The 12,522-nt window shown below is 48.4% G+C and carries 7 protein-coding genes and 1 pseudogene; 2 read left to right on the forward strand and 6 right to left on the reverse strand.

Translation table 11 applies throughout. The features are described 5' to 3' along the window. Positions 1–258 precede the first annotated feature (258 nt). The 5 genes from EZMO1_RS12870 to EZMO1_RS25555 all read right to left on the reverse strand — a co-directional run bounded on the left by EZMO1_RS12870 (position 259) and on the right by EZMO1_RS25555 (position 10,819). Positions 259–3,357 carry an efflux RND transporter permease subunit gene (locus EZMO1_RS12870; RefSeq protein ID WP_034872947.1) on the reverse strand — a complete coding sequence of 1,033 codons (3,099 nt, stop codon included), beginning with the start codon at positions 3,355–3,357 and terminating at the stop codon, positions 259–261. A gap of 4 nt (positions 3,358–3,361) precedes the next feature. Further along, the gene (locus EZMO1_RS12875) at positions 3,362–4,471 is read right to left on the reverse strand and encodes an efflux RND transporter periplasmic adaptor subunit (protein ID WP_034872946.1); all 1,110 of its coding nucleotides are present in this window, start codon (positions 4,469–4,471) and stop codon (positions 3,362–3,364) included. Between the two features lie 226 nt (positions 4,472–4,697). Beyond that, positions 4,698–6,125 (reverse strand): transposase, encoded by a 1,428-nt coding sequence (locus EZMO1_RS12880; RefSeq protein WP_145912468.1) that lies wholly within the window; start codon positions 6,123–6,125, stop codon positions 4,698–4,700. 567 nt (positions 6,126–6,692) lie between these two features. After that, positions 6,693–7,898, reverse strand: coding sequence for an IS91 family transposase (locus EZMO1_RS12885; RefSeq protein WP_187300020.1), 1,206 nt, complete (start codon positions 7,896–7,898; stop codon positions 6,693–6,695). Continuing rightward, positions 7,895–10,819: an RING finger protein gene (locus EZMO1_RS25555; RefSeq protein WP_086936413.1), complete on the reverse strand. Its 2,925-nt coding sequence runs from the start codon at positions 10,817–10,819 to the stop codon at positions 7,895–7,897. Before EZMO1_RS25555 ends, EZMO1_RS12885 begins: the two co-directional genes overlap by 4 nt. A 106-nt stretch (positions 10,820–10,925) precedes the next feature. On the opposite strand from EZMO1_RS25555, the gene EZMO1_RS12900 reads away from it, so the two are divergent. Beyond that, a complete protein-coding gene (locus EZMO1_RS12900) occupies positions 10,926–11,720 on the forward strand; it encodes a hypothetical protein (RefSeq protein WP_145912585.1) in 795 nt (264 codons plus the stop codon). After that, a complete protein-coding gene (locus EZMO1_RS12905; RefSeq protein ID WP_034872943.1) occupies positions 11,720–11,899 on the forward strand; it encodes a hypothetical protein in 180 nt (59 codons plus the stop codon). The genes EZMO1_RS12900 and EZMO1_RS12905 overlap by 1 nt, the downstream gene beginning before the upstream one ends. Before the next feature lie 6 nt (positions 11,900–11,905). Here EZMO1_RS12905 and EZMO1_RS26825 read toward each other — a convergent pair. Further along, positions 11,906–12,522 (reverse strand): annotated as a pseudogene (locus EZMO1_RS26825) (hypothetical protein); the annotation flags it as partial.

Below are 12,522 nucleotides of genomic sequence, written 5' to 3' on the forward strand. Positions count from 1 at the left end.
ATAACGTATGTAAAACTTGTAGACATGGATATTTCAAGAAAGGCTATTCATGGTAGAGAATCAGGATAAATCAATATGTCTACATATAAGCAGCCGACGAGCAGCCAGATAAATCTATAAAGCTATACCGTTAGCAACAGAATGATCATCTGTGTTCTTTGATTGCGCATAATATATATTATGTTAAATTATATGTTATAATGATGCCTGACCTGTGCCCCAAGCCTGTGTTCACAGGCTATTCAATGAGACCAACGATTAAATTTGATTATTTCTCCGATCCTCTCTTCTGCCTGCTATCACCAGCAGACAAGGAGTAATAAACAGTGTCAGTACGGTTGCAAAGGATAATCCGCTGGCAATGGCGACTGAAAGCTGGTTCCACATTTGTGTTGAAGGTGCACCAATATCAATTTTATGAGCAAATAGATCTATGTTGGCCGACAGTACCATGGGTAACAGCCCCAGTACCGTGGTGACAGTGGTGAGCAATACAGGTCGTAAACGTTGTGCTCCGGTACGCAAGACCGCCTGTGTCGCATCCATCCCCCTCTCTCTTAGCGTATTGTAGGTGTCGATCAGTACAATATTATTGTTGACGATAATCCCTGCAAGAGAGATGACACCAATGCCACTCATGACAATGCCAAAAGGCTGCCCGGTCACGAGCAGGCCAATAAACACACCACCTGTTGACAGCACCACGGCAGACATAATCAGGAAGGCCTGGTAAAAGCTATTAAACTGGCTGACAAGAATCATTGCCATAACGAACAACGCAACGGCAAAGGCTTTTATCAGGAAGGTCTGACTTTCCTGCTGATCAGCTTGTTCACCTTTAATGGAAACACTGACACCGTCGGGCAAGCCTGCGGCTTCAATCTCGGCAAATATTTCCGGTAAAATCTTGCCAAGCTGCTCACCCTCCAACAGATCGCCACCAATATTGACACTCCGCAGCCCATCGGTGTGATTAATATTATCCAGTTTGCTGGCAATGGTCCGATCGGTAAAGTGACTGATCGGCACCAGACCTGCAGCCGTCATCAGTCTCAGTCGGTCGATGCTCTCAAGATGACGATCCTGCTCCGGAAACCTTATACGGATATCAACTTCATCATTGCTATTATCCGGTCGATAGCTGCCAACTTTCAGTCCTGACGTCACCATCTGGATCATACTGCCAGTGGTGGTGACATCAGCACCAAAGCGCGCAGCTTCGGTACGATCAATGTTCATTTGCCACTCATAACCGGGAGTCGATCCGTTATGTTCAATATTCACGACCTTGGGGTGATTTCGAAGAACGCGCTCGACTATTCTGAGGCTGTTATCAAGGTGACCAAGGTTTTCAGAGAAAATAGTGAGACTTAATGGTACGCCAGAAGGCGGGCCGTCTTTTTGTCGGTTAACCAGAATATCAAGCCCTGAAAAAATCGAGAGTTTTTCCTTTATCTGCTCCATGACCTCAGGTGCTGGTCCCCGGTACTGCCAGTCAACCAGTGTAAGCGACAGAGTACCTATGCTCTGTTTATCACCCGTTCTTGCATAAACGGACTTGATGACGGGTAATTCCATCAACAGGTTTTCAGCCTGTTTCACAATGTCGTGTTTTTCATCAATGGAGTAGTTGCTGGTATTGGCTAAAAGACTAACCCGGGCATAATTGGTTTCGACACTCGGAAAAAACTCGACCCCATTTCCTACTCTGCCAAAAGCCCAGTAAATCGCACATACCAGCAATAAACCCGAGCCTACTATCTTGCCCGGATGATTCAGGGCTTTTGTCAGCAAACGGGTGTAACGTCCTGATAAGCCGACCATTGTCGCCAGTTCACCGACCTCAGAGGCTTTCACGTTTATTGTTTCTGTGGGCGATAGTACCCTGGGTTTGCCAATGAGTGTGCCAATGGTCGGGATGAAAATCAGAGCCATCACCAGTGATGCGGACAGTGTGGCAATTAATGTCAGCGGCAGGTACATCATGAACTCCCCCATCATGCCCGGCCAGAACATTAATGGGAAAAAGGCGGCCAGTGTCGTTGCTGTTGAGGCGGTGATAGGCCATGACATACGCAGGGAAGCCTGTAAATAAGCGTCTTTTCTGGGCAGGCCTTCACTCATTTTCCGGTCAGCAAATTCGGTGACTACAATTGCACCGTCAACGAGCATGCCGACGGACATAATCAGGGCAAACAAAACAATCATATTGATGGTCAGCCCGAAAATGGCGATCATCAGAATGCCGGTCAGAAAAGCACCCGGAATGGCCAGCCCGACCAGAATTGAGCTACGAAGCCCCAGCGCGCCAAGAATAACGATAACCACCAGAATCACGGCAGACAGCACGTTATTTTGCAAATCAAGCAGCATCAATTGTACGTCTTTGGACTGATCTTTACTGAAGTCAACCTGTAAACTGTCGGGAGCCTGTTTTTGTACCTCTGCAACGATGGCTTTGGTCACTTCGATCGTCTGAATGATGTTTTCGCCCGGGCGCTTTTTGACCTCCAGTGAAACACTGGGTTCACCATTCATACTGGCGTAGCTGCCACCGTCCTTAAACGTACTGCGAACGGTAGCAACATCGGCAAACGTGATCACTTTATCACCGTCTACCTTGACGGGCTGGGCCAAAATGTCGGCCGGAGTCTTATAAACAGCGGGTACCTTAACAGCAAAACGACCATTGCCATTATCGACATTGCCTGCGGCTACCAGTTTGTTGTTGCTGCCAACCAAATTAACGACATCGGCCGGTACCAATCCATAACTTTCCAGTTTTAACGGGTCAATAACAACATCAATAACATCCTCACGATCACCGCCAATGGTGACTTCCAGAATTTCCCTACGCCCTTCAAGAACATCCCGCACTTTTCTGGCAATCTGTATCAGAGCTCTCTCCGGCATATCACCAGACAGAATAACGGTGATCACCGGCTCCATACTGGCAATGGTAATCTGTTTTACTACGGGCTCATCACTGCCATCCGGAAGCTTACTCTTGGCCTGATTGACCTTGTCCCGAACATCCGCCATGACCTTGGTGATATCCAGCCCGGCAATGAACTCAATCGTAATGGAAGCGTGAGATTGTGATGCGGTGGATGTGATCTCTTTGATGCCTGCAATTCCCCTGAGTTCTTTTTCAAGGGGAAGCACCATCAGTCGTTCAGAGTCTTCAGGGGAAATGCCTTCATAATGCACTGACACATAAACGACAGGAATGGGTACATCGGGTGCAGCTTCTTTAGGAATCGTAATATAAGACAGTGTTCCGAGAGACAATAACAGCACAAACAACATCAATACGGTGCGCGTCCGGGAGAGAAATAGCTTGATAATCGCATGCATAGTCTTACTCTCCTGCGACCAGAGTCGCATCACTGCCTGCTACTACGACACGACTTCCCTCTTTTACAAATCCCTGTCCCCGCGTAATGATCCGGGCTGTCGCAGGTATCCCGCCCAGCCAAAGGCTGTTACTGCCAGTCTTAACAATCTCGGCAGAAGTGAACTGCACAATATTATTTCGATCCACCCATTTGATGCCCGGTATCCCGCTCTCATTCAGGCTTAATAATGCCGGGCTGAGTTCTACAGCCCTCACCTGCCCCATCACCAGATCCGCTTCCACACTGAGGCCTGCAGGCAATTCCATATCAGGGTTGGCAATGGCCAGTTCAACAGTGAACGTTCTGGTAGCGTCATTGGCTTTGCGGGATATATAACGGACAGTGGCGTTAGCAGACTGTTCGCCCAACAAACGAATGTCAGCGTCATCGCCCACAGATAACGACTGAATCAGTTCCTGGGTTACATCTACCGAGACAATTAATGGATTCAGATCCAGTATCTCTGCAACCGGTTTGCCACGGTCAATAAAATCGCCCAGCTCCACCATTCGTTCATGCAGAATACCGGTTACCGGCGACACTATGCGGGTATTCTCCAAATCAATCTGTAAACGTTGCAAACGCGATTCGGCTTCAGCCACTGCCAGCTCAAGTTGTGGCAGCTGGTTATCGGCAATCAGGTTTTTCTTTTGCAAGGTTCTGGCTGAGTCCAGATCAAGGCGGGCTTTCTTTACTTGTGCCCGGGCTGATTTCAATTCAGCCTTCAGGCTACCTTCCCGAAGGTTGACCAACGCCTCCCCTTCCCTGACCAAAGCTCCTCGTTGAGCTTGAGTAGCAACGATGCGTGCCGCCAGCTCTGAACTGACTGTGATCACCCGATCCGGGCGAGTTTTACCGTATAACGTTATGGTTCTTGGAATCAGCTGATGATTAAACTGGCGTGCGTTGACCGTTGGCAGTGTCGTTTCCGTCATCGCCTCTGCTGACGGTAAAGCTTTTTTTGCAGAATCGTTGATATCAGTAATATCTGCCGTCAGTAGATAAACGCTGAGAACAACGGCAGTGGCAATCGCTGCCAGCCAGGATTTTCCGGGGAGAGGACTATTGAACATAATGTTGATTACGATCCCTGTTACTGCTTTTTTGTTATTTTCAGCTGCACACTACTCGACTTCAAAGCATGCGACAAGCTAGATGTTTGCAGTATTGTGTTTTTTTTAATGCCCACAAGGTTATCTGCACACTTGGCATTTTCACCAGCAAACTTACACACTCTGTACTGAATATATGACTCGATGCTGCAGTTTTACCTAAACAAGTAACGTATTTATCTCGATTCTAAGCTGCATCTAAAAGTTTAAACTTCCGGGCGTGTGCTTTGAGTGAGTCAGTTGCCTTTTGTTCTCCCAGGTCTCTACCAGCCATATGCCTGCTCGACTCCCGCTTGGGCAAAGTATGCTCTAAGGCTAAGGCCAGAGCCTTAAGCTCGGTATCTGGATCTTCCGATTCAACCACTGATTTCACCGTAGCAAGCAAGGCTTCTGCATTGAGGCGTTCGATCAGACAGCCTGCGGGCATTCCGGCCTGTTTGTTTTTCAGTAGGACGAATTGCTCAGGGTGCAGTAACAGCATGTGTTCGCACAGCAGGCTCAGGATCACGCCGCGCTGCGATCCGTCAGCACCTTGCTGTTTGCTCAACCTGTTCCAGCCACAATGAGCTTTCCAGTCTTGAATGAAAACCTCGACCAACCACCTCAAGGTGTAAATCCTGGCTATGTCGGTATGCCGCCATGACATATCTGAAGCCACCAGATAGCGATAATCCTCTTCACCCTCATACTTCAGGGCAATAACAAAACGTCTTTTCCCATGAGCCTTAACATACAGCCGAGCAGCCAGCATCGTGACCTGCTCTTCTTTGCCACCGCGTATTATGAGTTGAGTTTCAGCGCCTTTCTGGCGCGAAAAGTAAGCTTTGAGAGTCGCTTCCGAGTGGTTTCGGTTGGATACTTTCTGATTCGAGCGCAGTTGGCTGACAACCTGGGCTCCGCCTGTTATTTCCGCAGCCTTATCCATAAAGTCTCCTGTGCCATACAGTGCATCAGCGAGAATTGCTTTGATCGTAATGTTGGGAAACGAATCAACAAATTCTTGCAGCATAACCAGCGTCAACGACTGCATGGTGGGGTAACGAACATGATCTGGCTCAGGACGGTTCGGTCGTTCTTTTTTCTGAATGCCTTGCTTCCTGAGCGCCTTGTCTTTCTTCCTCCATGCAGATAACTCAGGGTCAGGAATATAAAAGCGAAACCCTACTGGAAAGGTAGCTACTTCAGTAACGAGCACCATAAACACCAGTTCCTGCCCATTAAAATAACCACCTGTTGATTTGTCTTTTATCTTATGGGCACCGTCGATTTTTGAAGTCCTTTTAGTGCGCTTTTTTCCTGTATCGTCGATAGCAAGGGTTCCACTTTGTATTCCATAGCGTAGAAGAATATTTCTGACGCTGGCCTGTAGCAGGCTTTGCCATGCAATTTCTGCTTGATAAAACATCCAGCACAGACGGGTCGCTTTGAATCTGCCTAAGCTTCTGCGCTCAAAAGCAGCCCAGTTAATAGTTTTAGTTACCACGATTCCCATGATAAAAACGCCCAGTGCCACTTTCTGGGATCTACTCAACTGCGCAGAGGAATTGATGGACTTGAGCGAATCATTCAAAGCATCCAGAAAGGCAGTGACAACGGGTAATGGGCGAATTAGCAAGATACGACACTTGACGGTTATTAAGTTCCTATGAGATCTTACCTCCAACCTGCTGCTGTGGCTATGATGGAATCTCGCAAGGCTTGAATTCGGAGCTGCAGTAGTAGTCTGCTCTTATGCCACCCTGCCATTTCCTGCTCTCCCTCAAATATCAAAAACTGCAGCATCGAGTATGACGTACTTCATATCGTACGACAGTTAAGGTGGTTTCGGATCTGGTCGAACATACAGAAAGATAACCATGGAATGATACAACGATGATTCCTGATTCAGGGCAGCCTCAGCCAATACCGCCAAAGCAGGATAGACAGTCTGAAAATACAGAAAATGACAAGTCGCTATTATCTGAATCTACAAAACATGATCTGTCAGGCAGCTCGATGTATAGGAATTTCAAAGCATAGATAGAAAACCTGTTGTCGTATAGTTCTGATGGTTTTTTCTGAAGAGAGATCAGGCCGTTTTATCTGACACTAAAAAACCGCAGTTTTTCAGGTGATATTGGTGTGAAGTTGAAATAAACCATCTATTTCTCTGCTTCTGTTTGCTCAGGACACACTGACCCTGTTACTCCAGAGCAACCGGTCTGCCCAGTGCCAGCCGTTCATGGCACTGCCGCAGCTCCGCCAGTGTTTTACCCGGCACGATGCCTGTCAAAATCATCCTGGATTGGCACAGGATACATTCCAGTGGGTCTACCCCAAAACTGTTTTTCATCAGCGCCGGGAACCGGATCGGAATGGCTTTTCTCTCAGGCTGCTCCAGCAGATCATAAACTTTCGGTAACAGCTTTGAGCGCACTCGGGTGGCCAGGAAACCGTAGTACCGGATCATGCGGAAGCCTTTGTCCGGAATGTGCTGTACCAGGCGTTTGATGAAGTCCTCCACTTTGCTGGTAAAACGCAGATACGCTTTGGTGGTATGGTTCAGATAACCGAAGATCACCTCCTTGCCATCGTAGTGTTTCAGGCGGCTCATGGACAGGGCTGGGCGTTTCAGGTAGCGACCCAGGTATTTGATGTTGCGGTGGTGATTCTTGCTGGGTTTGGCAAAGTGAACGATCCAGGGTTTCTGGTAGTGGCCATTGAGCCAACGATTGAATCCGGTTTTGTTGGGACAGATGGCTTGCAGGGTTTTCGGAAGCTTCAGTTCCCCTCGGCTGTAGCTCTCCCGTAAAAGTTGGGTGATTTCATAGCGCCACATGGGCATGAGTGCCTGCTTGCTGAAGAAGAGAGGCTTCCAGTCTTTGTTGTCATTGGCCAGCCCGCCACGGGTGACAGACAGGTGCACATGCACGTTCCACTTCAGGTCACGGCCGAAGGTGTGCAGGGCGGTGAAGATGCCGGGCAATATTCCCTTTTTTCGGGTCAGCTTCAGAACAACCTTGGCTGCCAATCCGCTGAGTGCGCCCAGCAATTGCCGGTTGTACCGGAACAACTCCCAGAGTTCCGAGGGCATGGTGAAGGTGATGTGTTGCCACTCGGTATCCGGAAATATCGCTTTCTGCTGTTCTATCCACTGGTCAGTGAGTTTCTTGCCGCAGGTGGGACAGAACCGGCTCTTGCAACTGAAGCAGACTTTTTTCTGGTGCGAGCATTTTGGGTTGCTGCACTGGAACACGGCATAGCCCCGCACCGTCAATCCGCAGCTGAGCATTTTGATGACGTTATCCACAATGGCAGGACGTATGCGGTGTTTGTGCTTCTGGTAAAAGTGCCACCATGCGCCGCCTTTCTGGAAAAGTGTTTTAAGTCGGGTTGGGAGGCGAATCACTCTTCACCTTCCGATGAACTGAGATCGCCATGCTTGCGTTTTCGATGTTTTCTTTTGTGATTCGACAGGGCTTTCGCATTCTTGCAGACCGTCCCGCATGGCCGCTGCTGGCCATCCTCCCCGACCACTGTCACGTCACAGGTTTGTGGCCCGGTGTGATATTGGCTTTTGTGATACGACAGGGCTTGAGCATTCTTGCAGACCGTCCCGCATGGCCGCTGCTGGCCATCCTCCCCGACCACTGTCACGTCACAGGTTTGTTGCCCGGTGTGGTCTCTTCTTTTGTGATTCGACAGGGCTGGAGCATTCTTGCAGACCGTCCCGCATGGCCGCTGCTGGCCATCCTCCCCGACCACTGTCACGTCACAGGTTTGTTGCCCGGTGTGATATTCGCTTTTGTGATTCGACAGGGCTTGAGCATTCTTGCAGACCGTCCCGCATGGCCGCTGCTGGCCATCCTCCCCGACCACTGTCACGTCACAGGTTTGTTGCCCGGTGTGGTCTCTTCTTTTGTGATTCGACAGGGCTGGAGCATTCTTGCAGACCGTCCCGCATGGCCGCTGCTGGCCATCCTCCCCGACCACTGTCACGTCACAGGTTTTTTGCCCGGTGTGATATTGGTTTTTGTGAGTAGACAGGGCTTGAGCATTCTTGCAGACCGTCCCGCATGGCCGCTGCTGGCCATCCTCCCCGACCACTGTCATGTCACAGGTTTGTGGCCCGGTGTGGTCTCTTCTTTTGTGAGTAGACAGGGCTGGAGCATTCTTGCAGACCGTCCCGCATGGCCGCTGCTGGCCATCCTCCCCGACCACTGTCACGTCACAGGTTTGTGGCCCGGTGTGGTCTCTTCTTTTGTGAGTAGACAGGGCTTTCGCATTCTTGCAGACCGTCCCGCATGGCCGCTGCTGGCCATCCTCCCCGACCACTGTCACGTCACAGGTTTGTGGCCCGGTGTGGTCTCTTCTTTTGTGAGTAGACAGGGCTTGAATAAACTTCTGTTCCTCCCTGCATATAGGACACGTCCACTCTGGTTTGTTAAGTTTCTCAAAACAATGGTTACAGATGTAGTGAAAGCAACTTGTACTCTTGATATCACTGTTTTCTGTAAAGTTGTTAAAGCAAACAGGACAGCGGTATGGATTGTTTTCATCTTGGGTGCTAGGCCGAATACCGACAAAGTGATTATCATTGGATAGAAGTCCCAGATATACAGGTTCCCCTGTGGTACTTATAGACGATGCTTCTGAGACTATGGTGACTTGAAAATCATCAGGATTGGCGTAGGTAAAAACCTGATCCTGAGTCAATCCACTGGCATGCAGATTGACAACGACAAAAGTTTTTTTGAGTAAGTGGCTCAGAAGCGGCAATAAAATAGTGAAGTCTGGCCATTCTCGATTGGTGAGTTGTTTCAAAACCAATCGGACATTTTCTACACCCTGTACAGCTTCCCAGCCTGAGAGAAAATTTAGATATTCGGTTGTCAATTCCTGCGCATTACCTTCTAAGTAATTTTTAATCATGGCAATGAGCCTTTCAATCAGACCAGAGACGTTTTCATTTGCGGATAAATTGATAGCATGCAGCCAACAAAGGTTATCTGTGGGAGTTCGCAAAGCACGGAATTCCTTAAGATGCTGGTTTAACAGCTGTTGAGAGTTATCTCCCGTAAATTCAGATTCAGAGCCAGTGTGCTGAAGCTTTTTCTTTTTAGCAGGACGGGGTTCCAGCTCGCTAGTTGTGCTACCAGTTTCTGCAGTAACAACTGTTTGAATGCTAGCGGTAGATGAGCTAAACGAAGATGGTGTAAAACCCGTATATTGCTTTGCTATGAAAGAAGGGGATATATGAGTTAAAACGTTAGTACCGTTTTGAAAGCAGCCCGGTTGTTGAGGATGAGAGAAGTGGATTAAGGTTTGTGTCTGGGGAGCGGCCATTGCCCTGACAAAACTAGCTTCTCGGCAATGTGTAACTCCTTCAGGAGCAGGACAAGGATTTTTGCAGAGAAAACAGGAGCCGTCAGTACAGAAACCGCATAAATGTTGTTCAGTTGCTTCTAAAGGCTGTAGGGCAGAGGCAACGGGAAAATTACCAAAGCCATTAGAAGCGCTGGAACCTGGAGCTGTAGCAGATTGAAATGATAAACACAGCTCTTCCACTATATATGTATCCAGTTCCATACGGTAATCCTGACACCGGCCATTAGCAGGATGTTGGTCTGCGCCGCGATTGGAGGCATAGGTGCAAGGTCCATTGTTACATGGATGCTCGGGACAATGCTGGCCGAAGGTATGTGCGGAACCAGGGGGAAAACCGCCACCGCCACCAGAATTACCAGACAGGCAGCCTGAAGAAGGTGAATATCCAAAGGAATAGCATGAGCCAAATGATTGGTCCTGTTGTCGTTCCGGGAAAGATAGCCAGAAAGAACTTCCTTGATTCGAGTTCATCAACGTGATGATTTGAAGTTCATGCTGCTCACTAGACTCCTGTTCATCCATTTGACTGAACAGAGGGAGTTCTGGATTCCAGTGTTTTCTGGTCAGCCAACCGACGACGACAGTCGCTACCAAAGGTAGCCATAAATAAGGCTGGGACTCAGGGGGGCTTCCCTGTTTTTGGAGAGTCAGAATTAATGTGTAACCGATGACTTCACGATTGGCGTACAGAGGCTGCCAAATGGACTCAACCACAGTGGTCACGGTTTGCCAGGAACCGGGAGGTCTGTATGGCTTGTCATCAGGTGGTGAGTCTGATCCTGCATAGCTGCTTGTGTCAGTAGTGTCTGCCGAGTTTTTCCGCAATGGCTCCATATCAATGGCTGGCATTGCAGGCCATGCATCCAGATCAGGCTTTATAGAAAAGCTTTGGTTGTTATGTTCAACCTCTACAATAAAACTCTTTGTCTGCGTCTCAGCCAAACAGACGAAAGAGAGTAGCAGTAGTACAGCAAAGAGTAAGCGTTTTATGGCTCTATCCTTTCATTCCAGTTGTTAGAGTGGGAAAGGATAGTTCAGGAAAATGAGTGTGTTTTTTGTCAAAGCCAAAAGGTTGCACCGCACAAAAAGTCGCCGCGAAGCGGCCTACCTTGATCCTTTTGTTCTTGAAAATCTGGATGGAGCCTTGAAAAAAGCAGAAGGCCAGAAGCATTCAATGAGTGACAAGATGGCATGTAGCATGCTCCTTGCTATAGCTATCACCAAAATGAAACGGGGAGATGAACCTGGCTTGCAGGCGGTTACCTATGAGCTACTGGATACCTATTCCGAACTATTGCCTGACTATATTGAACTGCTGCATTTGAATCAGGAATACCGCTCTAATCCGTCAGCTTTTGAAGATGAAGAAAGGCTGAATTACTTTTGTCACCTGACAGAAAAAGCCCACTTTATGCCTTCTGTCTGGTTATTAACCCGATTAGCACTGAAGCCTGATAGTCCAATTTCACCGGGCGTGATGATTGATACGCTCACTTCTCTCGAATCGACGCATAAGGTCAATAGTCTGATTCTTACAGCGTTTGCGCTTGTCCCTGATGATGCCAACCTTGCGGTCGAATATGAGCAGCCAGATAACAAAACCGTGCCACATCAGGCTTTATGGATTTTCAGCTCTCTTTTTCATAACCACCGCAAAGATTACTGGCCTGGACCTGAGAACGGATTTTCACCAAAACTTCAACACTGGCTCTGTATGACACTGAAGCAAACGGTCACAGAAATAAGACAAATGTCATTCAGCCGAGCTATTTCCGAAGCAAGAGAATTCCTGCCAACGAGAACTGAGGCCGAAAAGGCCCGTTTCGGCAGACAGAAAAGCTGATGTTTGCTGCAATCGGAACTGACGAGATAAAAGCGGCTGAAAGAGATCCAGAACTGGACAGCTATCAGAGAGATATTGCCGGACTGATTCTGGCCTGGCACATCAAACAGAACTATATGAGTCGGGAAGCTAACCCCCTGAAATGTGCAGCTTTGCTTAGGGTGAAAGTCTCATATTGACTGGTACTATAATTCCAAGTCACCTTTCTGCATGGGGAATGGGATGACATTGTCCATACCCACTTCCGTGACCTTGGCGCAGTAGGTCACCGCCAGTAACTTCCAGCCATTGTCGAACATGCCACTCTGAATTAATGACCTTGCTGTCAAAATACCTTGGCCTCCGGGATGCCGCCACCTCATTCCAGAACACTTCATTCGCTGCGTTACCAAGGTTTTACAAGTAGCCTCAATAACCCCTGAGCCTATTGGCAAGTTGTGCGACAAGTGTTCAGCATAGTTCATGCGGGTTCGATTACTTCTGAAGTACTCCAGCTCTGTTTTCAACTTCGATCGACGAGGGTGTCGTTTATGCTGGTAAGCCAGAGCTTTGATGACTTTTTCAACACCTTCGGGCTCCTCTTTGAGGATGTGGCGATAGGTGATGAACTTTTCTCTGGATTTGTTGCTGTTTTCACCATAGGACAGGTCAAACGCTTTCTTCAGGTGCTCTGCGGCATGATAGAAGTCTACAACCTCGTGACCTTCAGGGAGTTCATTGGCAAGGTAGGTCCAGTTGTCTTTTGCCCCATCAGCGACTTTAACAAGCGTCAGATCTGGCCTCTGTCGAAGAGCTTCGCTCA

The sequence above is a fragment of the Endozoicomonas montiporae CL-33 genome (genome assembly GCF_001583435.1).
Lineage (GTDB): Bacteria > Pseudomonadota > Gammaproteobacteria > Pseudomonadales > Endozoicomonadaceae > Endozoicomonas_A > Endozoicomonas_A montiporae.